Below are 26,021 nucleotides of genomic sequence, written 5' to 3' on the forward strand. Positions count from 1 at the left end.
GGCTGTTTCATGTGAATTATTGGGACTCTATCTTGTTTGATCTCTGAAATAAATGGAGTCCTAGCTCGATTTTCGGTAGAATGCTCGCCAATTTCTATCCTGAATACTTGTTGGTAAGTTTTTCATTGAGCTGGCGTGATAATGTTGGCTAACTAATGCACGATTTAGATTAAAAAATGTGCATATGTGGCGTATTTATCAACAGGTAATCATTCAAACATCGCTTTTAAAGTGTGAGTAAATAGTGTCTTCCAATAATCTTAAGCACATACGCAATTTTTCTATAATTGCCCATATCGACCACGGAAAATCGACGTTAGCCGACCGCTTCATTCAGACTTGTGAAGGTTTGAGCGAGCGTGAAATGTCAGCTCAGGTTCTCGATTCTATGGATATCGAGCGTGAACGAGGCATTACCATCAAGGCGCAGAGCGTAACTCTTGATTACCATGCAAAAGACGGTCAAGTTTATCAATTGAACTTTATCGATACACCTGGACACGTGGATTTTTCTTACGAAGTTTCACGTTCTCTAGCAGCCTGTGAAGGTGCATTGCTGGTGGTTGATGCTGCGCAAGGTGTTGAAGCTCAATCTGTTGCCAACTGTTATACCGCAATCGAGCAAGGCCTCGAAGTTATGCCGGTATTGAACAAAATCGACTTGCCTCAGGCTGAACCAGAACGTGTTAGTGCTGAGATTGAAGAGATTATTGGTATCGATGCGATGAATGCCGTGACCTGTTCAGCAAAAACAGGCATGGGTGTTGATGATGTTCTAGAGCGTTTAGTCGCGACTATTCCACCACCAGAAGGTGATGTCGATGCACCGCTTCAAGCTCTTATTATCGATTCATGGTTTGATAATTACTTAGGTGTTGTCTCTCTTGTTCGTATTAAACAAGGTACTTTGCGCAAAAAAGACAAAATTTATATCAAGTCGACTAAGCAAACGCACCCTGTTGATATGGCGGGTATTTTCACCCCAAAACGTAAAGAAACAGGCGTGTTGAAAGCGGGTGAAGTGGGTTTCGTTGTTGCGGGCATTAAAGACATTCATGGTGCTCCAGTGGGTGACACCATTACTCATGCTTCGACACCTGATGTTGCTCAGTTAGCGGGTTTTAAAAAAGTTAAACCACAAGTTTATGCGGGTTTGTTCCCAGTGAGCTCTGATGATTATGAAGATTTTCGTGTTGCTTTGAATAAGCTGACATTGAATGACGCATCATTGTTTTTTGAGCCAGAAAGCTCCGATGCGTTAGGCTTTGGTTTCCGTTGCGGCTTTTTGGGTATGCTGCATATGGAGATCATTCAAGAGCGTTTAGAGCGTGAATATGATCTTGATTTGATCTCTACAGCACCAACAGTGGTGTTTGAAGTTGAGCTCAATAACGGCGATGTGATCAATGTAGACAGTCCTTCAAAAATGCCCGACCCAGGCACAATTAAAGAAATGCGTGAGCCTATTGTGGAGGCCAATATATTGGTGCCACAGGAATATTTAGGTAACGTCATTACCTTATGTGTTGAAAAACGCGGTGTTCAAAAGGACATGCTATACGTTGGTCGACAAGTACAATTACGTTACGAATTGCCAATGAACGAAGTGGTAATGGATTTCTTCGATAAACTGAAGTCTTGTAGTCGTGGTTTTGCCTCTCTGGATTACAGCTTTTCTCACTTTAGCCCTGCACCGTTGTGTCGTTTGGATATATTGATCAACGGCGAACGTGTAGATGCATTGGCGCTCATTATGCACAAAGATAATGTGCAGTTTAAAGGCCGAGCATTGTGCGAAAAAATGAAAGACTTGATTCCTCGTCAGATGTTTGATGTGGCTATTCAGGGGGCTGTTGGTGCGAAAATTATTTCTCGTACAACAGTCAAAGCATTGCGCAAAAACGTTATCGCTAAGTGTTATGGTGGTGACGTAAGTCGTAAGAAGAAATTGTTACAGAAACAGAAAGACGGTAAAAAGCGCATGAAACAGGTTGGTAACGTTGAAGTGCCACAATCTGCTTTCCTTGCGGTTTTACAATTGGATAGCTAGCCAGATAATCAACAGGTGTGCTAATGCACACCTTGGTGGAGAAATGAAGTATGGGTTTTGATTTCGAATTGATACTGGCCATTGCGTTTTTGGTGACAGGTGTCTTCTGGGTTTACGACCGCATTGTGTATTTACCAAAGCGTAAGGTCGTTTTGGCAAATATGGCGACAGAAACACGAAGCGCTTTAAGTAAAGATGCTCAGCAGCGATTGGCTGAAACACCTAAGTTTGTTGTGGAAGTGAAGTCATACTTCATCATCATTGCGGTTATTTTTGGTCTTCGTTCTTTTGTTGTTGAGCCTTTTCAGATTCCATCAGGTTCTATGTTACCTACATTAAAAATAGGCGATTTTATTCTGGTGAATAAGTTTGACTATGGTCTTCGCTTGCCAGTTCTAAATACGACTATCATTCCTACTACAGAACCTAAACGTGGTGATGTAGTTGTTTTTAAATATCCTCGCGATCCTAGTCTAAACTACATTAAACGCTTAGTGGGACTGCCTGGTGATCAAGTGAGTTATCACAATAAAGTTCTGACGGTGAATGGCGAGCAAGTGAGCAAAGAGTTTTTAGCTAAGTTGCCAGTATCATTGAACCCAGACCAAGAGCCTGTTGACTTGTTTAGTGAAAACTTGGGTGGTGTGCAACACGATATTTATAATAGTTACCGATTTACGCCACATGAAGGCGAATGGACTGTACCTGCAGGGCATTACTTTGTAATGGGCGATAATCGAGATAATAGCGCTGACAGCCGATTTTGGGGTTTTGTCCCAGATGAAAATATGAAAGGTCGTGCCTTTTATGTTTGGCTGCATTGGGATAAATTTTTCAGTATCCCAAGCTTTAAAAATAACGGTTTGATTGAATAAGTATTTTTGGAGACATTTTGAGTTCATTGTATCAGAAGCTGAGTCGGCGAATAGGGTACTTTTTTGCCGACCTTGGACTGCTTGAGCTGGCGCTAACGCACCGTAGTTTTGGTGGGAAAAATAATGAGCGCCTTGAGTTTTTGGGTGACTCGATTCTTAACTACGTGATTGCGGAAGATCTTTTTCATCGTTTCCCGAAAGCCAAAGAAGGCGAATTAAGTCGTTTGCGTGCTTCGTTAGTTAAAGGCGATACCTTGGCAGAACTAGCAAGGGAGTTTGAGTTAGGCGACTATCTTAAACTAGGTGCTGGGGAGTTGAAGAGTGGTGGTTTTAGACGCGACTCAATTTTAGCAGATACCGTAGAAGGGATTATTGGCGCTATGTATCTAGATGCCGGTATGGATGTTTGCCGCCAGCATATCTTAGAATGGTACAAAGAGCGTTTGGATGCGACATCACTAAAAATTGTTACTAAAGACGCTAAAACTCGACTACAAGAATATTTGCAAGCCCGTAAGCATGCGCTGCCTCAATATGATGTGGTTAATATTGTAGGTGACCCTCATGACCAGACTTTTCATGTTCATTGTCATATTGAACTTTGTGAAGAGTTCATTGAAGGTAAGGGTAATAGCCGCCGAATCGCAGAGCAAAATGCCGCTGCGAAAGCATTGAAAAAATTGGAAAAGAAAGATGTCTGAAGTTGAAGTTACGCACTGTGGTTATATTGCCATTGTTGGCCGCCCAAATGTGGGTAAGTCGACTTTGCTTAATCACATCTTGGGTCAAAAGTTATCTATTACTTCACGTAAACCACAGACAACACGTGACCAAATTCTCGGTGTAAAAACCGAAGGTCACGTTCAGGCTATTTATGTTGATACACCTGGTTTGCATCTAGGTGAAACAAAAGCCATTAACCGTATTATGAATAAAACGGCCGCTGCGGCATTGAAAGATGTGGATGTGGTGTTGTTTGTTATTGATGCAGATCGATGGACTGAGGAAGATGAGTCTGTTCTTCAGAAGGTTAAGCATGCGCGCTGCCCAGTTATCTTGGTAGTGAACAAAGTGGATCAATTGGATCAGAAAGAAGATCTTTTACCGCGTTTGGCTAATTTATCTGATCGAATGAATTTTGCTCAGATCGTGCCTATTTCAGCGTTGCGTAATAACAACTTGGATCGTTTGGAGCGCTTGGTAGAAAGTTATATTCCAGAAGGTACGCAGTTTTATCCTGAAGATCAGATTACTAACCGTAGTTCACGTTTTTTGGCTGCGGAAATAGTGCGTGAGAAAATTACTCGTCAGCTTGGCCAAGAAGTACCTTATGAAGTGGCTGTACAGATCGAGGAGTTTGTTTACGAAGAATCTGCTATTCATATTAGTGCGTTAATTTTGGTCGAGCGAAATGGTCAAAAACGCATTATTATCGGTGAACGTGGTGATAAAATTAAGCTTATCGGTAAAGAAGCTCGTATTGATATGGAGAATTTATTTCAGCATAAAGTGATGCTAAATCTTTGGATCAAAATACGGTCTGGTTGGTCTGATGATGAGCGTGCGCTAGCCAGTTTAGGCTATCAGGAAGAATAGTTCCGATGCGCGTTTCTGCGTATGTGATTCATACTCGCCCTTTTCAGGACAGTAAAATCCTGCTTGATATGTTAACTCTTGAGCAGGGTTTGATTAGGGGAGTATGGCGATTACCAAAAAAAGAGGCTCGGGTGATACCTGGGCCTTTTTTATGTTACGAAATTGAGTTCGCTGGCCGTAGTGATTTAAAAACGGTAAAAAGTTTGGAGTCGATAAAGTCCGCGTCTTCTTTGGAAGGCTTGCCTTTATATGCGGCGCTCTATGTGCATGAGCTGCTCGAAAAGCTTTTACCGATTAATCTTCCATTGCCTGATGTTTTTGAATTGTATAAGTGGCTAATTGAAAGCTTGCACTCAGGTGCTCCGATTGCGCCTTTGTTAAGGCGTTTTGAGGTCGGGCTCTTCTCCGAGTTAGGTGTGGGCATTAATATGATATCAACGGGGCGTGGCGAGGTGCTTGAGGCACGTCAGCTTTATCAATTTCACTATAAGTTTGGTCTACGGCCCTATTATGGTGAAATACCGAAACAGATGCCTATGCTGTTTGTCGAAGGTCAGGTTGCGCTTAATTACCATGCAGGCAAGTGGATGGATAAGCAGGTTTTAAGTCTTGCTAAAGAGTTGCATCGTAATTGGTTGGATAGTTTGTTAAATGGCAAGCCAGTTGTCTCTAGGCGTTTGTTACCAAAACAACCTTTTCAAGGAGAACGACATTTAGGTGTGCCTATTTTTCGTGCTCTATGATGATTGATTCTATGAAAGAGGTGAATGTTTGATTATTGGTGTTGGAACAGACTTGGTTGAAATAGCTCGTATTGCTCAGTCAATTGAGCGTTTGGGGGAGCGATTCATTGATAGAATATTAACCGTCGATGAGAAACAACGTTGGTCGCAAATTAGCAATGTAGATAAGGCGAATGCCTATGTTGCGAAGCGTTTTGCTGCAAAAGAAGCGGCAGTTAAGGCGTTGGGCACTGGCATTGGTTCTGGTGTTAGTTTTCAACATTTTAATGTCAGTAACTTGCCTTCTGGCCAGCCAGTACTTGTGGTCGATGACAGCATCATTGCTCGCTACGACTTTCCTGTATCGTGGCATCTAAGTTTGACCGATGAAAAAGCCTACGCTCAGGCTTTTGTCGTTCTTGAGTCTAAATAGTTGAATCTAAATAGTTGAGTTCAAAGACTGAGGCCAAGGAATTAGTTGTCTGTGACTTAATAGGTCGTCTATTGCTTCAATAAAATCTTCTGCCACGCCGTCTGCGTCTTCTAATCCTAATTCCTTTAGGTGTGTTTCTAGAAATCCTGCGTGGCGTGCAATATTGATTGTTCCTGTGTATTTAGACGCGCCGTGTATTCTGTGTACTACTTCTATGAGTTTTGCTGTGTCTTGGTTTTCAAGATGATGCTTAATAAGCTTTTTCTCTGCGTCTAGAGAGTCGGCTAGCATGTCAAACATTTCCTTCGCAATGTCTTCTTTACCATCAACAATTTCCAGAGCTTTTTCTAAGTCGAAAATACCGATCAGCTTAGCATCGACTTGATCCTGAAAGGTTTCCGTATTGGAACGCCAAGTGTCTATGGTGTTAAGTAGTAGTTCCTCGTTAATCGGCTTAGTAAGGTATGCATTCATGCCACTTGCAAGTATCTGTTGCTGTTCTGAACCTAGTGCGTGAGCGGTTAGGGCAATAATAGGCGTGTTTTTATACTGCTCTATTTCCCTAAGTCGTTGTGTGGTTTCCATGCCGTCCATTTCTGGCATTTGGATGTCCATAAAAATTTGATCAAACTTCTCTCGCATCGCCATATCAATGGCTTGTTGCCCACTGTAAGCCAAAGATACTTCTATACCAATTGGGGTTAGCCAGTGTTTGAGTAGTTGTAAATTGATCGGTGAGTCATCTACCGCTAGGATTTTAAGGTGGCTAATTTTTTCGTGTAGCGCATTGGTTGTGGGCTCTGTAGAGGAAGTGCAGTTGCTATTGAGGTGTTGCAATGCATTGTATAGTCGATCATGGCTGATAGGTTTAAGTAAAATATCACTGCATAGCGCTTTTAATTCTGGGTAATGTGCTATTTGGCCAGGCGGTTGAATCATTAAAATACAGGGAATGGAAAACTGCTGTGCTGCGTAAGTAATCAGTTCGCGTGCTTCTGCAACACTTTGATCGTCAGGCATAACACTTAATAGAATGGCGTCAATGGTATTGTGTTGTTTGTTTAGCAAAGAGACCATTTGCTCTAAGTCAGAGCAAGTTGTGCAACTGACTCCAATACTTTGTAAGTAACTGTTTAAATAGCTTTTATAGGTTGCACTAGGTTCGAGTAAAACCACATGGCGATTTAGTGCGCTTTTGTCATTACTTAGCTTTGGTGAGGCTTTAAGGCTAATGGTAAAGCGGAAGGTCGAGCCAATACTTGGATCGCTGCTAACTTCAATTTTACCATTCATTTGCTCGACCAGCTTTTTGGTAATAACCAACCCAAGTCCAGTGCCACCGAACTGTCTAGTGGTGCTGGTATCTACTTGTGAAAAAGGCTTAAACAAACGGTTTATTTTGTGCTCTGCTATGCCTATTCCAGTGTCTATAATCTGGAAAGATAATGTTATTTCCTTTGGGCTTTGCGAAGCGATGGATACCTTAGTGCGCACCGACCCTTGATGAGTAAACTTAATGGCGTTGCCTATCAGGTTTGTTAAAATTTGACGTACTCGAGTGCTGTCTCCGACAAACCATTCAGGCACGTCTTGGCGGACCTCTGGTACTAGATCGATTTGTTTTTCTTTCGTGAGTAGGTTAATACTAAGTATCTGATAAACATCATCTAACAGTGCTTTTAGGTTGAAGTGGTTGCTCTCAAGGTTTAATTTTCCAGCTTCAATTTTTGAAAAATCTAATATATCGCCAATGATCGCGAGTAGGCTGTTGGTTGATTGTTCAATGGTGTCTACATAAAGTCGTTGTTGCGTATCTGTAATATCTTTTTGTAAGGTTTTGGTATAACCCAAAATAGCGTTCAGAGGAGTTCGGACTTCGTGGCTAATATTGGCTAAGAACTGTGATTTTAAACGATTTGACTCCATCGCCTCGCGGTTTGCTATGTGTAGTTGCGCGCTTTTTTCTTCCATACTATCCATGCTGCGGCGAATGTCTTCGGTTGATTGCTCAATACCTGCAATCAGTTCCTCATTGTGGTGCTCTAACCTTTCCGCCAGATCAAGTAAGTCTTTTTGGAGGGAATCGTACTCAGGTGGCAATTTCATTAGTTTTGCGCTAGAAAACTGCCCTTTAACTAATTTACTTAACGTAGAGGAGAGTCTATTTATTGGTAGAGTTAATGTTTTTGATAGGTGAAAGGCTCCTAAAATAATCAAAATATTGAAGATTAGTAGAATAAAAATGACTAGGCTGGCGTATTGGTATTTTTCTATTTGGATAGCGGATTTGTTGGTCTCAATTTTTACCCAGCCGATGAGGCTACGTTGATCTATAGAGTTGAATAAATCTGCTTGTGTATTAAAGGCACCATCGAGGGAGTTGTTGGTATAGTGAATGGCGCTAATGGATTCTAGATGATTGTCATATTCTTTTATGCTGATGTCTTCGGGAAAGCTTGTGTCACTTTGTTCGGGTGCTTTGCCAAGTTCTGCAATGAGTTTCTGTTCACTGTTAAAGAGTTGAACACTGCTTATATCTTGATTGTTTAGTGCATTTTGTAATATCCGATACATCATATTTTGATCGGAAAAAACAATGGCATACTCGCTAGTTGTGGCGACTTGTTCCGTGATATGTAATGTGCGTTCGTAGAGGTTGCGATTCAGGTCATTAAAACGGGTAGATAAAAGAAAAGTTCCGGCCAGCAATGACACGACAAAAACAGGTGCGAATAATGCCCAAAAAAGTTTATTACTTAGGGTGAGGGGGGGGAGGTTTGCGAAAGGTGATTTCTTCATGCTAAGGGTCTGGTTGGTGAGTTAATAGCAGGATAAGTTGCCTTTGTCTTTACGATCATTGCATTCTCTTTCATAGTTGTCGCATATCTGCTGTTCGCTGCTAGAAGGATTGCGAATGTAAGCACACTCGCGCCATTTCTTTCGGAGCTCTGCATTGTTTAGCTCACTTAGATCTTTTGTGGACTTGTCACAGCTACTTATCATTAGTGATAAAAAAAGTACGGTGGAAATACGTGCTATGAGCATATCTTTTGCCCTAGAATGCGAATTCGAAACTAAGTTTATAACGCTTTCTTATTGTACTGTTTAGTATAAGTGTTCTTAAATAGACTAAATGCGTTAAGTTTCATTCCCTAAGTCATCAATGTCAATGAAGTTTTTTATGATCCAATACCCTAGTATCGAGTCCTTAATTGGGCAAACCCCCTTGGTTCGCTTACAGCGTATCAACCCTAATCCAAGCAATACTGTTTTATTAAAACTAGAAGGACAAAATCCCGCTGGTTCAGTAAAAGATCGTCCTGCTTTAAATATGATACTTCAAGCAGAGCAACGGGGAGATATAAAACCGGGCGATAGTTTGATTGAGGCGACCAGTGGTAATACAGGGATTGCACTCGCCATGGTTGCGGCGATTAAAGGTTATAAAATGCACTTGATCATGCCAGATAATATGAGTCAGGAGCGTAAGTCAGCCATGACAGCATATGGCGCTATATTGCATTTAGTGACAAAAGAAGAAGGTATGGAAAAGGCTCGAGATCTTGCGCAAGAGATGCAAGATCAAGGTGTTGGTATTGTCTTGAATCAGTTTGCTAACCAAGACAACCCTAATGCTCATTACCTAACGACTGGGCCAGAAATTTGGCAGCAAACACAAGGTACGGTGACACACTTTGTAAGCTCTATGGGAACCACAGGTACCATCATGGGGGTTTCGCATTATCTGAAAGAACAGAATCAAGACATTCAAATTGTCGGACTTCAACCTCAAGACGGTTCAAGTATTCCAGGGATTCGTCGTTGGCCAAAAGAGTATTTGCCATCTATTTTTGATGAAACTCGTGTAGACACCGTTATGGACGTGTCTCAAGAGGCGGCGGAAGTGACGATGCGTCGCTTGGCAAAAGAAGAGGGTATCTTTTGCGGTGTGTCTTCTGGAGGTTCCGTTGCTATGGCCTTAGAGTTGTCTAAACAGCTAAACAATGCAGTCATTGTGGCGATTGTTTGTGATCGTGGCGATAGGTATTTGTCTACCGGTGTTTTTGATAGCTAGGAGGTCGTTGCTTGCGCCATTGTGCAAAGATCTCTGGGGCTTTCAATTATTAAGGCTCGCTTTCGCGTACTGTTCTGTATTCAGATGCGATAGAATGGTTGCGCATTTATCCTATTTATCCCAAAAAGAGAGTCGGGAACAAGAGAGCCACTTTTGAGAAGAAGAACACCCCAACGTAGAACAGCTAAACCACAGCCTATAGGTCCAGTGCAGTCCTTTAATGTGGATGGCTTGACGCATGAAGCAAAAGGCGTCGCCCGTTTGCAAGGTAAAGTGACCTTTATTGAAGGCGCTTTACCCGGTGAAACCGTCGAGGCGCAAGTTACCAAAGCGGGGCGTCGTTTTGATGAAGCCGTTTTGGTGAATATCATTGACCCCAGTGCTTATCGAGTCGATCCCTCTTGCCAACATTTTAATGTCTGCGGCGGCTGCAGTTTTCAGCATTTAGCAGATGAGCAACAACTCTCAGCAAAAGCTAATTGGTTACAAGGGCAATTGCGCAATGTGATCACAACCCAAGAGCTAGAGCTGCTTTCTGATAAATCAACAAGTTATCGTCGACGAGCTCGTATTGCTGTTAATCTAAAAAAATCACGGATTGCATTGGGCTTCCGTGGTAAAGCTTCCAGCGATATCGTATCGATTGATCAATGTGTTGTGCTTACCAGTAATTTGCAAAATACCTTTCTTTCACTCAAGCAAGCGCTGTCAGAAAATGATTTAGCGAGTGAACTTGGTCATGTGGAGCTGCTTGAAGACACCAAAGGTGTGTCTGTTTTGTTTCGATTAACCTCTTCAATTTCTGCAGAGCTAGAAAGTACGTGGGAAAAATGGGCTGAAAAGGCTCAGGTCACTTTATATTGGCAAGCACCAAAATCGAGCAAGGCCGAAGTTGCGCCTGAGAAAATGCGCTATTATGATCTTGGTGATCTAAGGTTGAAATATCACCCGCAAGACTTTATTCAAGTAAATGCCGCCATGAATCAAAAAATGGTGACACAAGCAATGGACTGGCTAAGTCCAAATAAGCACGATGTGATATTGGATTTGTTTTGCGGTGTGGGGAATTTTTCTTTACCGTTAGCGCAGCATGCACAAACGGTTATTGGCGTTGAAGTGCAAGAAACTATGGTTGAAGCTGCACGGGAAAACGCACGACTTAATGGCTTTGATAATTTGTCGTTTGTGGCAGCGGATTTGACTAAGCCTGTCAAAAATGAACTTTTTAAGCAGAACATTACCAAAGTATTGTTGGATCCACCTCGTGCTGGGGCGTTTGAATTTTTAGACAGCATAATAAAAATTGGACCGATGCAAATATTGTATGTTTCTTGCAATGCTTCTACTTTAGCAAGGGATGCCGAGTATTTAGTTGCAAAAGGATATCATGTTTTACGTGTTGGTTTGATGGATATGTTTCCACAAACCTCCCATGTAGAAACGATGATGTTATTGCAGAAAAAGAAGTAAATTTAAGGGCAGATAGATGGTAACGGTAAGAAAAGATCACCCTGTATTAGAAGATGGTAGTGTTGATATTGACGCTTGGATGGGGCATTTTGCACATCTTATTGATGACAGTGCGCGAGTTCCTTTGCGTATGGCCTGTGAGTTGGCGCGTCAAGCTGAACTGCAGTGCGCTCGACCTTCTTACTGGGGCGCGCAAGCGAGTACTTTTCGTGCTGGGCTGGAAATGGTGGAAATCCTTTCTGGTTTTCGAGCAGACCAAGATTCATTAGTCGCTGCCGCCTTATATCGTGTTGTGAGAGAAGATCAACTCCCCATTTCCCGTGTGACCGACATGTTTGGTCGTAAAGTCTCTTCGATTGTCGAAGGGGTGATGAAAATGGGGGAAGTTTCGAAAAATTTGACGGCAGACTCTGCGGCTGAGGTGTTGGGTAGCAGTGAGAACCAGCTAGAATCATTGCGCAAAATGTTGGTCTCTATCATTGATGATGTGCGTGTCGTACTGATTAAACTCGCCGAGCGTGCTTGCGCGATTAAAGAAGCCAAGCATCAGAATGAAGAGCGTCGCGTTGCCGTTGCGCTTGAGGTTCAGAGTGTTTACGCGCCGTTGGCTCATCGCTTGGGGATCGGCCATATCAAATGGGAATTGGAAGATCTCTCTTTCCGCTATCTTTATCCTTCCGATTACAAGCGCATCGCCACTTGGTTAGACGAAAAACGTCTTGATCGCCAGCAGTTTATTGATGATGTTATTAAGCTATTAGATGATCGTTTAAAAGGCATTAATATTCACGCTGATCTCATGGGGCGGGCAAAACACATCTATAGTATTTGGCGCAAAATGAAGCGCAAAAATATTGGCTTTGATGAAGTTTATGATGTTCGAGCTGTGCGCATTTTAGTAGACGAACCAATGGAATGTTATGGGGTTCTCGGTGTCGTTCACAATCTGTGGCGTCCAATACCGCAGGAATTTGATGATTACATAAGTAACCCAAAATCGAATGGCTATCAGTCATTGCATACGGCGGTTGTTGGTCCCCAAGGCCGTGCTTTAGAGATTCAGATTCGAACCCATAAAATGCATGAAGATGCAGAACTTGGGGTTTGTGCTCACTGGAAATACAAAGGTACGGATCTAAGCTCCAATAGCAGCAGCTACGAAGAAAAACTTCAGTGGCTAAGAACTATTTTAGACTTCCACGAAGTGCAAGGTGATTTGGAGTCTTTGTCTGAACAGGTACGAAGTGACATCGAGCAAGATCGTATCTATGTTTTTACACCTGATGGGCACGTGGTTGACTTGCCTATTAATGCCACAGCGGTGGATTTTGCGTATCGAGTTCACACTGAAATTGGCCATCGCTGTCGTGGTGCCAAGGTAAACGGCAAAATCATTTCCTTGGTCACTCACTTAAAAACCGGCGACAAAGTCGAAATTCTCACCACTAAAGAGGGTGGTCCTAGCCGTGATTGGCTGCATCCGACATTAGGTTATGTACAAACTAACCGTGCTAGAGCCAAGATTCAGAACTGGTTTAGAAAAGAAGATCGAGATAAAAATCTGGATGCTGGTAAGCACTTATTAGACAAGCAATTGAAACGCCTTGGTCTTGAAGACAATCGTATCGATTTGCAGGCTATTTCTTCTCGCTTTAACTTTTCTTATGCTGAAGAAGTATACGTAGCGCTTGGTGCTGGAGACATTCAGTTATCTAAAGTGTTGCGTGTCATTGATGACTTCTACAACCTAAATGGCGAGACTGCCACACCACGCCCAATTCGTTTGAAAAAGAGCCGTCATAAATCTTCAGATAACGATATTCATATCTTGGGTGTCGGCAAATTATTAACGCAGATGGCTAAATGCTGTACGCCTATTCCTGGCGATGACATCGTTGGCTTTATCACTCAGGGTCGTGGCGTGTCTGTGCACAGGCAAGATTGTATTAATATCGTTCAGTTGGGCTTAGAAGAGCCTGAGCGTATTATTGATGTGAGCTGGGGTGAAGAGCTTGATAATCAATATCCTGTCAATATACAGGTGGAAGCTTATGATCGTACCGGCTTGCTGAATGACATCACTAGTTTGTTGGCGAATGAAAAAGTAAACCTGCTGTCGATGAACACCTTGTCTGCAAAAGAAAACCACACGGCAAGTATTCGCTTCACCATTGAAGTGGGTGAGTTGAGCGTGCTAAGTAAGTTGCTGCACCGTATTAATCAGTTACCTAATGTGTTGAATGTGTTCAGAGAGAGAGACTTTTGAGCAGCAAGGTTGAACAGCTACAGTATTTGATGAGTTGCCTGAGAGACAAAGAGTTCGGTTGTGCTTGGGACACAAAGCAGACTTATAAAAGCATTGCACCTTATACCTTAGAAGAAGCTTATGAGGTGTTGGATGCCATTGAGCGTGAAGATTTCGATCATTTAAAAGAAGAGCTAGGTGATTTACTTTTCCAAGTGGTTTTTTATGCGCAAATGGCCGAAGAAGAGCAACGCTTTACGTTTGATGATATTGCAGCAGGTATTGTTGAGAAAATGCTGCGACGCCATCCGCATGTTTTTCCAGAGGGTGATATCACTCGTTTTGGCGAACCAACAATGCTAAGTGAAGAGCAAATAGCACAACAGTGGCAGCAGATTAAAGCGCAAGAAAAAGGAAAAAAACCAGACGGTAATAGCTTGTTAGATGAAGTGCCTGCTTCTATGCCAGCGTTAATGCAGGCGGTGAAAATTCAGCAAAAAGTCGCTAAAGTTGGTTTTGATTGGCCTGATGTGGCGCCAGTTTTTGACAAGATTAGAGAAGAATTGGATGAGCTCGAAGAGGCAATGAAGGAGCAAAATCGCCTTCATGTCGAAGAAGAAATGGGAGACGTTTTGTTTGCGGTCAGTAACTTGGCTCGTCATTTAAACGTTTCGCCTGATGTAGCATTGAATAAAACAAATATAAAATTCCGTCGTCGCTTTGGTAGAATCGAAGCTCTTGTGTCGGCACAAAATAAAACACTAACAGATTGTTCTTTAGAAGAGTTAGATCGTTATTGGGATCAAACCAAGCGTGAAGGCCTATAAGCTGGAAATCTGTGTGATGGATAATAAGGCGCTTTTAAAGAGCGTCATTGGCAACATTAGGAGGGTGAAGTGAGTGATAGTCAGGCGTCATTACGCGAAAATGTCAGGTTGCTAGGAGATTGCCTTGGCGAAAGCATGAGTAATCATTTGGGGGAAGGCTTTCTAGAAAAAGTGGAAAATATCCGCTTACTTTCTAAAGATGGACGTCAATCTGGCGATTCAGCTGCTCTTATTAAAGCCTTGGAGGCATTAGAAGATAAAGAGATTGTGCCCGTTGCTCGTGCATTTAATCAGTTCTTGAACTTATCTAATATTGCAGAACAATACCACCGAGTGCATCGCCGCCGTACTAATGAGAGTTTGGGGGTATACCACAACCCAGTGGGAGACTTGTTAACTCGTCTTTCCAAACAAAATTTTACTGCTGAACAAATGCTTGCATCATTGCAATCGCAATCTATTGAACTTGTTTTGACGGCGCATCCAACAGAAGTGGTACGCCGCTCGCTGATTCGAAAATATGACAATATTTCCAGTGAATTAGAAGCTCTCGACAAAGATAATATTCTTCCGTTAGAAGAAACAAAGCACATTCGTCGCCTGAAAGAAATTATTACTCAGGCTTGGCATACAGACGAAATTCGTGAAGAACGACCAACACCTGTTGATGAGGCGAAATGGGGTTTTGCGGTTATTGAGCAATCCTTGTGGCAAGCTGTGCCTCGCTTTTTTCGTCAACTTGATGAGCAGTTTAGCCAGTTTTCCAAAGAAGACCGTTTGCCTCTTGATTTAGCGCCTATTCGCTTTGCAACTTGGATGGGCGGTGACCGCGATGGTAATCCGAATGTGACTCATAAAGTAACCAAAGAAGTGACTTTATTGGCTCGTTGGATGGCAGCGGATCTCTATATAAAAGATTTAAATGTATTGCGTTCAGAGTTTTCTATGACGCAGTGCAATGATGCTTTGCGTGCTCGTGTTGGTGACAGTGCACAGCCTTATCGTGAAGTATTACGTCATCTAGAAAATAAAATGCTAGCCACCAAAAATTGGGCGAAAGCGTGTTTAGATGGCAAGCCAACATCTGATGAGGATATTTTTCTTGATATTCAAGAGCTCACTGATGATCTAATTTTGTGTTATCAATCTCTATTAGATTGCGGTATGAAGGTGATTGCTAATGGATCATTGCTTGATCTTATTCGCTGTGCAGCAACCTTTGGTGCGACCTTAGTTCGCCTTGATGTTCGCCAAGATGCTTCCCGTCATATTGATGCGTTATCTGCGATTACTCGCTTCTATGGTCTTGGTGATTATGCTGAGTGGGACGAAGCGTCTCGTCAGGCTTTCCTACTGACCGAATTGAATTCAAAACGTCCGCTTTTACCAATGGAATGGACACCAACCGCCGAAGTCAAAGAAGTACTCGATACTTTTACAATGATTTCAAAAGGCCAGCAAAACTCCTTTGGCTCTTACGTCATTTCTATGGCCAGTGCGCCATCCGATGTGTTGGCGGTTGCTTTGATGCTGAAAGAGTCCGGTGTGAGTTTTCCAATGCGCATCGTGCCTTTATTTGAAACTCTTGCCGATTTGGATAACGCTGAGCCTATTATTGAGCAGTTATTTTCTTTGCCTTGGTATAAAGCTTATATCGATGGTCGTCAGGAAGTGATGATAGGTTATTCGGATTCTGCCAAAGATGCTGGACAAATTGCCGCAACGTGGGGGCAATATCGAGCGCAAGAGGCGTTGACTCGCCTTTGTAAAAAACATGGTATTCACCTGACCTTGTTCCATGGGCGTGGCGGTACCGTAGGTCGCGGTGGCGGCCCTGCTCACGTGGCAATTCTGTCTCAACCACCTGGTTCTGTGAATGGTGCGATTCGGGTTACTGAACAAGGTGAAATGATTCGCTTTAAATTTGGTATTCCTGATATCGCGGTTCGATCTTTGGAGCTTTACTGCTCGGCAGTGATGGAAGCATCTTTGATTCCTGCTGAGGCGCCTAAAGAAGAATGGCGCGCCATTATGGATGAAATGGCCGAAGTAGGGATGAATCAGTATCGTTCTATTATTCGTGGTCATGACGACTTTGTGCCTTACTTTAGAGCAACCACACCAGAGCAAGAGCTAGCTAAGTTACCTTTAGGTTCTCGCCCTGCGCGTCGTCGTTCCGATGGCGGTGTGGAGAGTTTACGAGCGATTCCTTGGATATTTGCTTGGATGCAAATTCGTCTTATGTTGCCTGCTTGGTTGGGTGCTGAAAGTGCATTACAGCAAGGTGTAGACTCTGGTAATTTGGAAAAATTACGTGAGATGCATAAAAAATGGCCGTTTTTTGGCGCTTATCTAGACATGTTGGACATGGTATTGGCAAAAGCAGAACCCGAAATTGCTGAGTACTATGAAAAACGTCTGGTTGGTGAAGAATTGCAAGGTTTGGGGCGTTTATTGCGTGGTAAGCTCAAGCAAGTCAGTGAGCTTGTGAAGGTGCTTAAGAAGCAAGAGCGACTTATTGAAGACAATAAAACAATTCGTCAGTCTATCGATGTTCGTAATCCTTATATTGATCCATTGCACTATTTACAGGCGGAGCTTTTGTATCGCAGCCGAAAAGATGAAGACAATGCAGAGGTCAATAAAGCCTTAATGATTACCATGGCAGGTATTGCCAGTGGTATGCAAAATACGGGCTAATTGCAAATGTGGTTGATAAATGCTCAGTATGAGTAAGAAAATGATAAAAAAAGACACGTAAATTTGCATATTGGATGGCTGCTTGGGTATGCTTGGCGGCCATTCAATTTTTTATTATGCAATTGGTTTGTCTGTTCGCCTTGCTGCCGTGCTTATTGCACGTTGATGATGCACCGTGTCAGCCAGCCTTGCTATTCAGTTAACGCTGTCTTTTGGAGACTTTTTATGCGAGTAATATTATTAGGTGCGCCGGGCGCTGGTAAGGGCACTCAAGCTCAATTTATTACGGAAGAGTTTGGCATCCCACAGATTTCTACAGGAGACATGTTGCGCGCAGCTGTAAAAGCTGGAAGCGAAATGGGTCTAAAAGCCAAAGCGGTAATGGATGCTGGCCAACTTGTTTCTGATGACATTATTATTGGTTTGGTAAAAGAGCGTTTGACCCAAGACGATTGTGCTAAAGGCGCTTTGTTTGATGGTTTTCCTCGTACTATTCCTCAGGCAGACGCTTTGAAAGACGCGGGCGTTAAAATTGATTACGTTGTTGAAATCGATGTGGCTGATGAGGAAATTGTTAAACGTATGAGTGGGCGTCGCGTTCATGAAGCGTCAGGTCGTACTTATCATCTTGTTTATAATCCACCTAAAGTAGAAGGCAAAGACGATGTAACAGGGGATGACCTTGTGCAGCGAGCTGATGATACGGAAGAGACTGTTCGTTTACGCTTGGGGGTTTATCATGATCAAACAGCGCCGCTAATTGGCTATTACCAAGATTGGCTAAAAGCAGACAGTGCAACAGCACCTAAGTTTGTAAAGGTCAACGGCATTGGTGATTTGAATGAGATCAAGCAAAGTCTATTGGCATCCTTAAAGGCTTAATCATTCAATGACGGTTATTTTAGCATTAGATACATCAACGCCAGCTTGTTCGGTGGCGTTGAACATTGATGGCGTGGTGTTGGAAGACTTCCGTATGGCTCCGCGTCTTCATAATGATTTGATTTTGCCAATGGTAGATCAGATTCTTGGGCAAGCGGGACTAACTCTGACCGATCTTGATGCCATCGCTTTTGGGCGTGGTCCAGGATCATTTACAGGGCTCAGGATAAGCGCAGGGGTTGTGCAAGGGCTCGCCTTTGGTGCAGATTTGCCGGTTATCCCTGTTTCGACACTTGCTGCCTTGTCACTAGAAGGCTTTCAAAAAACGGGTAAAAATAATTGGCTCGCTGCTCTAGATGCTCGTATGGGTGAGATTTACATGGGCGGCTATAGTGTCAATAAAGTGGAAGGGCGCTACCAAATAGATTCATTGATCGATGAATGTGTTGTGAAGCCTGCTGCTTTATCTATGTTTTCAACCAGCTTTGATGGTGTTGGTTCTGGCTGGTGTTATGAAGATGTTTTAACGTCTTTGCTCCCGACACACCCTACTCATATTTTAACTGAATTAGCGCCTCGCGCGGCATGTATTGCAGAATTGGGATTGTTGCAATTCCAACGAGGTGAAGTGGTATCTTCTTATGATGCTATTCCAACCTATTTAAGAGATGAAATTAGCTGGGAAAAGCAGGCTCCGCGTATAGGGAAGCGTTAAATATATGTTGTGGTATCACATTGTCTTTTTGGCGGTTATTCAGGGATTAACTGAGTTTCTGCCTATCTCAAGTTCTGCTCATCTAATACTCCCAGCACAGCTGCTTAATTGGCCTGATCAAGGTTTAGCATTTGATGTGGCTGTTCATGTGGGGACATTAATGGCCATTGTTGGTTATTTTAGAAAAGACATCGTGCAAATTATTGTTGCTTGGTGTGTTTCTATTCGAGATAAGCGCTCTACACAGGATAGTCGTTTGGCTTGGTGGATTTGTCTTGCCACCTTGCCAGCTTGTATCGCAGGCCTTCTATTTGATGACTTTATTAGTACGAACTTGCGTTCTTTAGAAGTGATTGCTTATACCACCATTGGTTTTGGTGTTTTACTTTGGTTGTCAGACCGCTATGGTGCTTCTCATAAAGCTGAGCAAGACTTTGGTTTGAAAAGTGTGCTGTATATTGGCTTTGCTCAGGCGCTTGCTTTAATTCCTGGAACCTCTCGCTCTGGTATTACTATGACGGCGGCACGCTTTCTCGGTTTTAGTCGTGAATGTGCGGCTAGATTTTCGTTTCTTTTGTCTATCCCTCTTATTTTAGCTGCTGGTGGTTTAAAGTCGATTGAACTTGTATCTTCAGATATTGCAGTGGATTGGTGGAGTATTTTTATGGGAGTTATTCTTTCAGCAATCAGTGCTTATCTCTGTATTTATCTATTTTTGAAGTGGCTTAATAGGATTGGCTTTTTTCCTTTTTTTGTCTATAGATTAATTTTAGGCTCCGTTCTCTTGATGATTGTTTATGTTTAAGTCGTTGAAGAGATTTATTCCATATTGAGTGTCTTGCTGTATTAGAGGTGTTCGTTTTTTTAGTTAAGATAAAAGCTTCTAATTTCTGAGGGGCTTTTTTCTATTTTACTATTGGATAATCTTGTCAGTGTGGTTTAACAGAAAGTGGACATACAGGCTTGCTTGTTGATTCTTGTTTTATAGTATTTTGGGGAGAGGCTTTTGCTTAATTCTATCGCAGTAGCAACAACAGATAAGTTTCTGGAGTCGGAGTCTCGCTCATTGGCTAAGTCGTTGAGTCTTGATTTTATGCTGCTGCATGAGCCTCTCAAGTTTGTCACTAAATATGATTATCTTTTATTGAAAACACCGGATGGAATTGCGGTAGCTAAAACTGGAAAAGGCGCGCCGAAGCCCGTTTATGTAGACTTTACCTCTGGGGCTGTTGATCATAGAAGGCGATTTGGTGGTGGAAAAGGGCAGGATATTGCGAAAGCAGTAGGGCTGAACAAGCGCGCTAATGTGTCTATACTTGATGCGACAGCAGGCTTAGGGCGTGATGCTTTTGTATTAGCATGCTTGGGATGCTCTGTTTCTCTTTGTGAACGCGTAGGCTTTGTTAGGGCGATGCTGGAAGATGGCTTGTACAGGGCCTCTTTTCATCATGAGGTGGCTACGATTGTTTCTAAGATGTCTTTGCTTGATACAGATATAGCCGGTATAGATAGCGGTGAGAAGTTTGATGTGGTGTATTTGGATCCAATGTATCCGCATACGGATAAATCCTCTGCAGCAGCTAAAAAAGAAATGGCTTTTTTTAGAGATTTGGTTGGTAAGGACTTAGATGCTGATAGCTTGTTGTCTTACGCATTGCGCTTAGCTGAATATAGAGTAGTTGTGAAACGCCCTAAAGGCGCTCCGTTTTTAGACAGTGTCGAACCAACTTATCAATTGGAAGGGAAGTCAGGTCGATTTGATATCTATGTTTTAAAATCGCTCGACACGCTTTCTGCTTAATTTATTAGTTATTAATAATGTGGTGGTCGATCACCATCATGAATAGGCTGTTGTTGGCGATAGGACTCTAGCTGATTGCCTAATAGAACCAGTTTTTCTCTCATCAATAGCATGTCTTTTTGCTGGCTGATAAGCGCCTGATTTAAACTATCAATCGTGTCTTCTTGAAATTGTAGTTTGAATTCTAATTCGTCGATGCGTTGATTGATTTGTGAGGTGTTCATAGATACCTTCTGTGTGTTAACCTTACTAGGCTAAATTCGTATTTAATGAGCGATTCTATACAAAAACATGACGCAAGTATTGGTCATTTTAAGTGTAAGAGTGGCGTGAAAATTGCTCTCATAAAGAAGTTGAGTATTTTACTACTATCTTCTTTAGCTTCACATGGTGATTTCGGAAAGAGTTTAGTAAAAATATTCATTTATTCACGTTTGTACTAACACAGAGTCTATTTTTTTAGAAATGGCTTTGCTTCACAATAATATTTAATTTAATAAGAGATATACTGTTATGAATGATCATCAGGATAATGTTTCGCGTAATAAAGGGTCTTCTGTTGGTTCCGGTTTGTTTTCGTTGCGCACATTTATAGTTAGCCTTGTTATTGCTTTGATCGTGCCTCTGCTTTTGGCTGGGGTATTAAAAGAAGAAATGGGCACAAATTTCCTAGTATATTTTGGCTTTGTTCTAGTATCTGTTTATGTCGGTGCTATGGTCAGCCAGGCTAGTTCTGCCGGTTATGATTCTGAGTCTGAAGAAGATGAAGATGATGACCGTGAGCAAGGAACGGTTAAGTGGTTCAACTCTTCAAAAGGTTTTGGTTTTTTAACTATGGAAAATGGTGATGATGTGTTTGTTCATTATCGTGCAATCCGTGGACGTGGTCGCCGTTTCTTGGTTGAAGGTCAGTTGGTTCGCTTTTATGTCACTGAAGGTGAGAAAGGCAAACAAGCTGAAAATGTATCTATAATCCGCGGTTAATTTTTCATTAGACTTAAGAGGTATTTATGGCAACGGTAACATTAAAAGGTAACCCTTTTGAAACTGTGGGTTCTCTTCCTGTTGTGGGGGCTGTAGCTCCTGCGTTCGAGCTTGTTAAAACGGATTTGTCTGTCGCTACATTGGCAGATTATCAAGGTGCTAAACTGGTATTAAATATTTTTCCATCAGTTGATACACCTACTTGTGCTACATCGGTTCGTAAGTTCAATGAGTCTGCGGCTTCTTTGAAAGGTGTTAACGTACTTTGTGTGTCTGCTGACTTACCTTTTGCTGCTGCGCGTTTTTGTGGTGCAGAAGGCATCGATAATGTTGATACTGGCTCTACTTTCCGTTCAACATTTGGTAAAGATTACGGTCTTGCTTTTGCAACTGGCCCTCTTGCTGGTCTTTTGTCTCGTGCAGTTGTAGTGCTAGATGAAAAAGGTTCTGTGATTTATACAGAGCAAGTTGCTGAAACGGCAGATGAGCCTAATTATGAAGCGGCTTTGGCTGTACTGGCATAATTTTATCATCATAAAAAAGCCGCTTCTAAGTCGATTAGAAGCGGCTTTTTTTGTCTTTACACAAAGTGCAGGGCGTTAGTTTAGTCTTTTTGTACTGGGATAGTGTTTGTGGTTCTTTCAACACTATTATCTTTGTTTAAATAGACTAATTTAGGTTTGAACTCATTGGCTTCAGCTTCGTTCATTTGTCCGTAAGCGGCAATGATTACGCGATCACCAACCTGTACTTTTCTTGCTGCTGCGCCATTCATAGAGATGGTGCCTGATCCTGATTCAGCCAAAATAACATAGGTGTGAAAGCGTTCACCGTTGTCTACGTTATAAATATCGATTTGTTCAAATTCTCTAAATCCAGCGAGTTCCACAAGGTCTTTGTCTATGGCGCAAGATCCGTCATACCAAAGCTCAGCTTGGGTGACGCTTGCCATATGGAGTTTTCCTTTAAGAAGTGTAATTTGCATGTATAAAGTCTCTATAAGTGTTTCTGTGGAGCATGTTTGCTTTTTTGCGTGTCTATTATTTGCCGTATTAATTCCAAATAAATGGGCCTTCTTCGTGGCTATTTATGCGCCACCATTGGTCTGGATCTTGGTTGCTTTCTTCTTCCCATCCTTGAAAGTTGCAACGTACTTCGCAGTTTAGGGATTCGAATGCCTGTTTGGCGCAAGCTATATCATCATCCCAAGGGGTTTTGTCTGAGTCGAACCAGATAGAGGTAAAGCGCTTTCCTGCTGCTTGTTCTAAAATGGTTACCTCAATTTCGTTATCATTTGATGTTATGGTGACTTTAGAGCAGAGTGGTGATGGGCTGCTTTTTTTAACCAGAGTGAATGCGCTCTCTAGCCAAGAAATGATCTTTTCTGTCGGGCAGGACAATACATATATTTCAATGTCAGCTTGCATCGTTCTAATCCTTCTTTTTAATCATGTGGTAAATTCTGAGAACGCTCATTGATAAATAGCCAACGAGAGTCCATAGCACGCCGCAACCCGCAAGTATCAGTCCAAATAGCGCCATAATCTCTTGGGCAAGAGACTCGACAACAACACGATCCGCCACCATAAGCATAAGAACGCCAAAGACGAAAATTAATCCGCCTTGGATCATCTTAATAAGGGCAACTCTGGGGTTGTTGCCCAATTTCATTGCTAGTTTATGTATGGCGTTTCTCATTTGGATACTTATTTATGTTCTCTCGGGTTATTTTGCTTTGGGCTATTTTTTAGTAAAGAGATTCTCAAGTATACGGGCGTAAATTTCTGAAAGCTGGTTTAGGCTTTCGGCTTCGACGCACTCATTTATTTGATGGATGGTTGCGTTGATAGGACCAAGCTCCACGACTTGAGTACCCATTTTGGCAATAAATCGACCATCTGAAGTGCCGCCTGAGGTGGATAATTCAGGGGTGATATTAACCGTTGTTTGTACGGCGTCAACAATCGCATCAACTAATTCGCCTGGGCGAGTTAAAAAGGGGAGACCATTGTATGTCCACTCAATGTCGTAGCGTAATTTGTGTCTGTCTAAGATTTCAAGTACGCGAACTTTAATAGCATCAAAGTCTAGTTCGGAGGAAAAACGAAAATTAAACTGAGCGTTTAGTTTGCCGGGGACAACGTTAGTTGCACCTGTTCCAGAATGAATGTTTGATACTTGGAAGCTGGTTGGTGGAAAAAAGTCGTTACCATCATCCCAGTGTGCACTCGCCATTTCAGCAAGAGCTGGAGCTGCGAGGTGTATTGGGTTTTCAGCTAAGTGTGGGTAGGCGACATGGCCTTGTTTGCCGTAAACCGTTAAGTCGCCACTGAATGACCCACGGCGACCATTCTTGATAATATCGCCAAGCGTTTTAGTGCTTGAGGGTTCGCCAACAATGCACCAGTCTACTTTCTCATTTCGTTCCATAAGAGCATCCACCACACGAGTTGTGCCGTCTACAAAAGGGCCTTCCTCGTCGCTGGTGATCAAAAAAGAAATTTGCCCATCATGATCTGGATGCTTGGCTACAAAATCTTCAGCAGCAGTCACCATAGCGGCAAGGCTGCCTTTCATATCGGCAGCGCCGCGTCCGAATAACATGCCATCTATGATTGTTGGAGAGAATGGTGGTACTTTCCATTCCGTTTCTGGTCCTGTTGGTACGACATCTGTGTGTCCAGCAAAACAGAGGTTGGGTCCGGATGTTCCACGTTTTGCGTAGAAATTTTTTACTTCGCCGAAGGGCATGTATTCGATCTCAAAACCAATGTTTTTTAATCGCTCTATCATTAGATCCTGACAACCTGCGTCTTCAGGGGTGACTGACGGGCGAGAAATAAGATCTAGGGCAAGTTTTAGTGTAGGGGACAAGTCAGACATTCTTTACCTTTGTATTGGTTTTCGCTACCTTATGGAAGATTCTGTTACTATAACAGGAGATTCAAATAAAGGTGGGGTTATGAAGTTAGGTGTCGTTGTTTTTTTGGGTTTGATTTCTACTGGTTGTAGTCTTTTTGAGCCGCCTGTCATTCAGGAATCATATTTTGTCCCAGTGATCCGCTCGGATGTGTCATCTTCAGGTTATACGCCAACAGTGACACCTATGTCGTCGCCTCAGTCGAACAGAGAGAGGCCACGTATTTACACACCAGTCTTACGCTAAAGTAACTTTTGCGCGTAATCTTCTGCATTGAAGCCTAAATAAATGGATTCATTAACCATCACTAAAGGGCGCTTAATGATAGAGGGTTGAGCTACCATAGTTTGGATGGCGCTATTGTTGTCCATAGTGTTTTTTGTTTCTTCATCTAACTTGCGCCACGTGGTGCCGCGTTTATTGATGATGCTTTCCCAGCCTAGTTCTTCTACCCACACTTTTGCGATGGCTTCGCCTACACCTTCTTTTTTATAATCATGAAAACAGTATTCTAGGTTGTTTTCATCTAACCAGCGAAAAGCTTTTTTCATGGTGTCGCAGTTTTTGATGCCAAATATTTCAATCATTTTTTTATCCCGCAATGCGCCATTTGAGGATATGTTCAAATGGCGCTCTTTGGTGGTTGGTGCTTTTTATTGATTAGTTGTGAGCGTGAAGCGCTTCGTTTAATTCAATAGCTGTTTTGTTGGTCTTGCACTCGATTGCGCCAGTTGCTGAGTTGCGACGGAACAATAGGTCGGATTGACCTGAAAGCTCGCGCGCTTTTACTGTAGAAACAACTTGATTGTTTTCATCAAGAACGGCAACTTTAGAGCCCGCTGTGATGTAAAGACCGGATTCAACGATGCAGCGATCTCCAAGGCCGATACCGATTCCGGCATTCGCGCCGATCAAGCATTTTTCGCCAACTGCGATAACGATATTACCGCCGCCAGAAAGTGTGCCCATTGTTGAGCAGCCACCACCAAGGTCGGAACCGTTACCTACAACAACGCCTGCAGAAATACGGCCTTCAACCATGCTGTTGCCAAGTGTTCCAGCATTAAAGTTTACAAAACCTTCATGCATCACGGTTGTGCCTTCAGCAAGGTGGGCACCTAAACGAACGCGAGCGGCATCGCCAACACGAATGCCAGTTGGTACGATAAAGTTCAGCATTTTAGGGAATTTATCGACACTGAATACTTCGATTGTACGTCCTTCCATACGAGCGCTTAGTTGACGGTCTGCTAGTTCACGAACATCAATAGGGCCTTCGCTTGTCCATGCAGTGTTGATCAATAGGCCAAACATACCGTCCAGTACTGTGTTGTGAGGTTTTACTAAACGATGGGAGATAAGTTGTAGCTTCAAGTACACTTCAGCTGGATTGGTTGGTGCTTCGTCAGTGGCCAATATACAAAGGATAACAGGTTTTGTGGAGGCTTTTAAGCGAGATGCCAATTCTGCTTGTTCGATGTTGCCAGCTTTTAAAAGGCTCATGTGCAAGCGATTTAAGTCGCTTTCATCTAATACCAATGTGCTGTTTCCACCTTCGTAGTTGGTGCTTTCTAAAAGTGCATCTTGCGTACTTTTTTCTACGTTTAGACTCGGTGCTGAGTAGAATACTTCTAACCAGTTGCCTTCTTTGTTCTGTGAGCCGATACCAAGACCGAACGCGAAAATTGTATTACTCATGTGATTCTCCAGCTGAGTTATCTGTCTA

Annotated in this window: 26 protein-coding genes; 18 read left to right on the forward strand and 8 right to left on the reverse strand. The window is 42.6% G+C overall.

Translation table 11 applies throughout. The features are described from left to right. Nucleotides 1–244: 244 nt before the first annotated feature. The 6 genes from lepA to acpS are packed head-to-tail and all read left to right on the forward strand — an operon-like array spanning nucleotide 245 to nucleotide 5,676. Entirely contained in the window at nucleotides 245–2,050 is a 1,806-nt protein-coding gene (gene lepA / locus CYL31_RS06065; RefSeq protein ID WP_212918048.1) for a translation elongation factor 4, read from the forward strand. Between the two features lie 50 nt (nucleotides 2,051–2,100). Beyond that, the gene (gene lepB / locus CYL31_RS06070; protein WP_212918049.1) at nucleotides 2,101–2,925 is read left to right on the forward strand and encodes a signal peptidase I; all 825 of its coding nucleotides are present in this window, start codon (nucleotides 2,101–2,103) and stop codon (nucleotides 2,923–2,925) included. Between the two features lie 17 nt (nucleotides 2,926–2,942). After that, a complete protein-coding gene (gene rnc / locus CYL31_RS06075; protein WP_212918050.1) occupies nucleotides 2,943–3,626 on the forward strand; it encodes a ribonuclease III in 684 nt (227 codons plus the stop codon). Beyond that, complete coding sequence (gene era / locus CYL31_RS06080) at nucleotides 3,619–4,521, forward strand: GTPase Era (RefSeq protein ID WP_169459435.1); 903 nt, start codon at nucleotides 3,619–3,621, stop codon at nucleotides 4,519–4,521. The genes rnc and era overlap by 8 nt, the downstream gene beginning before the upstream one ends. Before the next feature lie 5 nt (nucleotides 4,522–4,526). Beyond that, nucleotides 4,527–5,264, forward strand: a complete 738-nt coding sequence (gene recO / locus CYL31_RS06085) for a DNA repair protein RecO (protein WP_212918051.1) — start codon at nucleotides 4,527–4,529, stop codon at nucleotides 5,262–5,264. Nucleotides 5,265–5,292: 28 nt separating this feature from the next. Beyond that, entirely contained in the window at nucleotides 5,293–5,676 is a 384-nt protein-coding gene (acpS, locus tag CYL31_RS06090; protein WP_212918052.1) for a holo-ACP synthase, read from the forward strand. 6 nt (nucleotides 5,677–5,682) lie between these two features. On the opposite strand, the gene CYL31_RS06095 is transcribed toward acpS, so the two are convergent. Beyond that, complete coding sequence (locus CYL31_RS06095; protein WP_212918053.1) at nucleotides 5,683–8,475, reverse strand: response regulator; 2,793 nt, start codon at nucleotides 8,473–8,475, stop codon at nucleotides 5,683–5,685. Between the two features lie 382 nt (nucleotides 8,476–8,857). On the opposite strand from CYL31_RS06095, the gene cysM reads away from it, so the two are divergent. The 9 genes from cysM to CYL31_RS06140 all read left to right on the forward strand — a co-directional run bounded on the left by cysM (nucleotide 8,858) and on the right by CYL31_RS06140 (nucleotide 20,391). Beyond that, complete coding sequence (gene cysM / locus CYL31_RS06100; RefSeq protein ID WP_212918054.1) at nucleotides 8,858–9,751, forward strand: cysteine synthase CysM; 894 nt, start codon at nucleotides 8,858–8,860, stop codon at nucleotides 9,749–9,751. 153 nt (nucleotides 9,752–9,904) lie between these two features. Next, entirely contained in the window at nucleotides 9,905–11,221 is a 1,317-nt protein-coding gene (rlmD, locus tag CYL31_RS06105) for a 23S rRNA (uracil(1939)-C(5))-methyltransferase RlmD (RefSeq protein WP_212918055.1), read from the forward strand. Between the two features lie 16 nt (nucleotides 11,222–11,237). Further along, the gene (gene relA, locus CYL31_RS06110) at nucleotides 11,238–13,487 is read left to right on the forward strand and encodes a GTP diphosphokinase (protein ID WP_212918056.1); all 2,250 of its coding nucleotides are present in this window, start codon (nucleotides 11,238–11,240) and stop codon (nucleotides 13,485–13,487) included. Further along, entirely contained in the window at nucleotides 13,484–14,293 is an 810-nt protein-coding gene (gene mazG / locus CYL31_RS06115) for a nucleoside triphosphate pyrophosphohydrolase (protein ID WP_212918057.1), read from the forward strand. The genes relA and mazG overlap by 4 nt, the downstream gene beginning before the upstream one ends. Before the next feature lie 69 nt (nucleotides 14,294–14,362). Continuing rightward, the gene (gene ppc / locus CYL31_RS06120; RefSeq protein ID WP_212918058.1) at nucleotides 14,363–16,993 is read left to right on the forward strand and encodes a phosphoenolpyruvate carboxylase; all 2,631 of its coding nucleotides are present in this window, start codon (nucleotides 14,363–14,365) and stop codon (nucleotides 16,991–16,993) included. Between the two features lie 225 nt (nucleotides 16,994–17,218). After that, nucleotides 17,219–17,875: an adenylate kinase gene (adk, locus tag CYL31_RS06125; RefSeq protein ID WP_212918059.1), complete on the forward strand. Its 657-nt coding sequence runs from the start codon at nucleotides 17,219–17,221 to the stop codon at nucleotides 17,873–17,875. A gap of 7 nt (nucleotides 17,876–17,882) precedes the next feature. Further along, nucleotides 17,883–18,590: a tRNA (adenosine(37)-N6)-threonylcarbamoyltransferase complex dimerization subunit type 1 TsaB gene (gene tsaB, locus CYL31_RS06130; RefSeq protein WP_212918060.1), complete on the forward strand. Its 708-nt coding sequence runs from the start codon at nucleotides 17,883–17,885 to the stop codon at nucleotides 18,588–18,590. Between the two features lie 4 nt (nucleotides 18,591–18,594). After that, on the forward strand, nucleotides 18,595–19,395 hold the full coding sequence (locus tag CYL31_RS06135; RefSeq protein ID WP_212918061.1) for an undecaprenyl-diphosphate phosphatase: 801 nt from the start codon (nucleotides 18,595–18,597) through the stop codon (nucleotides 19,393–19,395). A gap of 201 nt (nucleotides 19,396–19,596) precedes the next feature. After that, on the forward strand, nucleotides 19,597–20,391 hold the full coding sequence (locus tag CYL31_RS06140; protein ID WP_212918062.1) for a class I SAM-dependent methyltransferase: 795 nt from the start codon (nucleotides 19,597–19,599) through the stop codon (nucleotides 20,389–20,391). Nucleotides 20,392–20,402: 11 nt separating this feature from the next. Here CYL31_RS06140 and CYL31_RS06145 read toward each other — a convergent pair whose 3' ends face one another. Then, nucleotides 20,403–20,615: a SlyX family protein gene (locus CYL31_RS06145; protein ID WP_072839623.1), complete on the reverse strand. Its 213-nt coding sequence runs from the start codon at nucleotides 20,613–20,615 to the stop codon at nucleotides 20,403–20,405. A gap of 289 nt (nucleotides 20,616–20,904) precedes the next feature. Between CYL31_RS06145 and CYL31_RS20810 the strand changes: the two genes are divergently transcribed. Both CYL31_RS20810 and tpx read left to right on the forward strand, forming a co-directional pair. Continuing rightward, nucleotides 20,905–21,375 (forward strand): cold-shock protein, encoded by a 471-nt coding sequence (locus CYL31_RS20810; RefSeq protein WP_012068975.1) that lies wholly within the window; start codon nucleotides 20,905–20,907, stop codon nucleotides 21,373–21,375. 26 nt (nucleotides 21,376–21,401) lie between these two features. Continuing rightward, a complete protein-coding gene (tpx, locus tag CYL31_RS06155) occupies nucleotides 21,402–21,899 on the forward strand; it encodes a thiol peroxidase (protein WP_212918063.1) in 498 nt (165 codons plus the stop codon). 80 nt (nucleotides 21,900–21,979) lie between these two features. Here tpx and panD read toward each other — a convergent pair whose 3' ends face one another. The 4 genes from panD to dapE all read right to left on the reverse strand — a co-directional run bounded on the left by panD (nucleotide 21,980) and on the right by dapE (nucleotide 24,258). Next, complete coding sequence (gene panD / locus CYL31_RS06160) at nucleotides 21,980–22,360, reverse strand: aspartate 1-decarboxylase (protein WP_212918064.1); 381 nt, start codon at nucleotides 22,358–22,360, stop codon at nucleotides 21,980–21,982. A gap of 67 nt (nucleotides 22,361–22,427) precedes the next feature. Beyond that, a complete protein-coding gene (locus CYL31_RS06165) occupies nucleotides 22,428–22,802 on the reverse strand; it encodes a hypothetical protein (RefSeq protein WP_212918065.1) in 375 nt (124 codons plus the stop codon). 4 nt (nucleotides 22,803–22,806) lie between these two features. Then, entirely contained in the window at nucleotides 22,807–23,073 is a 267-nt protein-coding gene (locus CYL31_RS06170) for a hypothetical protein (protein WP_212918066.1), read from the reverse strand. Between the two features lie 42 nt (nucleotides 23,074–23,115). Next, on the reverse strand, nucleotides 23,116–24,258 hold the full coding sequence (gene dapE / locus CYL31_RS06175; RefSeq protein WP_212918067.1) for a succinyl-diaminopimelate desuccinylase: 1,143 nt from the start codon (nucleotides 24,256–24,258) through the stop codon (nucleotides 23,116–23,118). Between the two features lie 79 nt (nucleotides 24,259–24,337). On the opposite strand from dapE, the gene CYL31_RS06180 reads away from it, so the two are divergent. Next, nucleotides 24,338–24,541 carry a hypothetical protein gene (locus tag CYL31_RS06180; protein WP_212918068.1) on the forward strand — a complete coding sequence of 68 codons (204 nt, stop codon included), beginning with the start codon at nucleotides 24,338–24,340 and terminating at the stop codon, nucleotides 24,539–24,541. Here the strand turns inward: CYL31_RS06180 and CYL31_RS06185 are convergent. Both CYL31_RS06185 and dapD read right to left on the reverse strand, forming a co-directional pair. Beyond that, nucleotides 24,538–24,882: an ArsC family reductase gene (locus CYL31_RS06185; protein ID WP_212918069.1), complete on the reverse strand. Its 345-nt coding sequence runs from the start codon at nucleotides 24,880–24,882 to the stop codon at nucleotides 24,538–24,540. The two genes, CYL31_RS06180 and CYL31_RS06185, sit on opposite strands and share 4 nt — an antisense overlap. Before the next feature lie 73 nt (nucleotides 24,883–24,955). Then, nucleotides 24,956–25,993, reverse strand: a complete 1,038-nt coding sequence (gene dapD, locus CYL31_RS06190) for a 2,3,4,5-tetrahydropyridine-2,6-dicarboxylate N-succinyltransferase (RefSeq protein ID WP_212918070.1) — start codon at nucleotides 25,991–25,993, stop codon at nucleotides 24,956–24,958. Nucleotides 25,994–26,021: the final 28 nt, after the last annotated feature.

Origin of the sequence: Marinomonas sp. A3A (genome assembly GCF_018336955.1) — a bacterium.
In the GTDB taxonomy this organism is placed as follows: domain Bacteria; phylum Pseudomonadota; class Gammaproteobacteria; order Pseudomonadales; family Marinomonadaceae; genus Marinomonas; species Marinomonas lutimaris.

Coding starts and splice junctions, on each gene's coding strand:
- CYL31_RS06170 (WP_212918066.1), bottom strand. CDS start 23,073: ATGAGAAACGCCATACATAAACTAGCAATGAAATTGGGCAACAACCCC.
- tpx (WP_212918063.1), top strand. CDS start 21,402: ATGGCAACGGTAACATTAAAAGGTAACCCTTTTGAAACTGTGGGTTCT.
- era (WP_169459435.1), top strand. CDS start 3,619: ATGTCTGAAGTTGAAGTTACGCACTGTGGTTATATTGCCATTGTTGGC.
- CYL31_RS06145 (WP_072839623.1), bottom strand. CDS start 20,615: ATGAACACCTCACAAATCAATCAACGCATCGACGAATTAGAATTCAAA.
- recO (WP_212918051.1), top strand. CDS start 4,527: ATGCGCGTTTCTGCGTATGTGATTCATACTCGCCCTTTTCAGGACAGT.
- cysM (WP_212918054.1), top strand. CDS start 8,858: ATGATCCAATACCCTAGTATCGAGTCCTTAATTGGGCAAACCCCCTTG.
- relA (WP_212918056.1), top strand. CDS start 11,238: ATGGTAACGGTAAGAAAAGATCACCCTGTATTAGAAGATGGTAGTGTT.
- dapE (WP_212918067.1), bottom strand. CDS start 24,258: ATGTCTGACTTGTCCCCTACACTAAAACTTGCCCTAGATCTTATTTCT.
- panD (WP_212918064.1), bottom strand. CDS start 22,360: ATGCAAATTACACTTCTTAAAGGAAAACTCCATATGGCAAGCGTCACC.
- CYL31_RS06095 (WP_212918053.1), bottom strand. CDS start 8,475: ATGAAGAAATCACCTTTCGCAAACCTCCCCCCCCTCACCCTAAGTAAT.
- dapD (WP_212918070.1), bottom strand. CDS start 25,993: ATGAGTAATACAATTTTCGCGTTCGGTCTTGGTATCGGCTCACAGAAC.
- tsaB (WP_212918060.1), top strand. CDS start 17,883: ATGACGGTTATTTTAGCATTAGATACATCAACGCCAGCTTGTTCGGTG.
- CYL31_RS06135 (WP_212918061.1), top strand. CDS start 18,595: ATGTTGTGGTATCACATTGTCTTTTTGGCGGTTATTCAGGGATTAACT.
- CYL31_RS20810 (WP_012068975.1), top strand. CDS start 20,905: ATGAATGATCATCAGGATAATGTTTCGCGTAATAAAGGGTCTTCTGTT.
- CYL31_RS06185 (WP_212918069.1), bottom strand. CDS start 24,882: ATGATTGAAATATTTGGCATCAAAAACTGCGACACCATGAAAAAAGCT.
- CYL31_RS06165 (WP_212918065.1), bottom strand. CDS start 22,802: ATGCAAGCTGACATTGAAATATATGTATTGTCCTGCCCGACAGAAAAG.
- CYL31_RS06180 (WP_212918068.1), top strand. CDS start 24,338: ATGAAGTTAGGTGTCGTTGTTTTTTTGGGTTTGATTTCTACTGGTTGT.
- lepB (WP_212918049.1), top strand. CDS start 2,101: ATGGGTTTTGATTTCGAATTGATACTGGCCATTGCGTTTTTGGTGACA.
- adk (WP_212918059.1), top strand. CDS start 17,219: ATGCGAGTAATATTATTAGGTGCGCCGGGCGCTGGTAAGGGCACTCAA.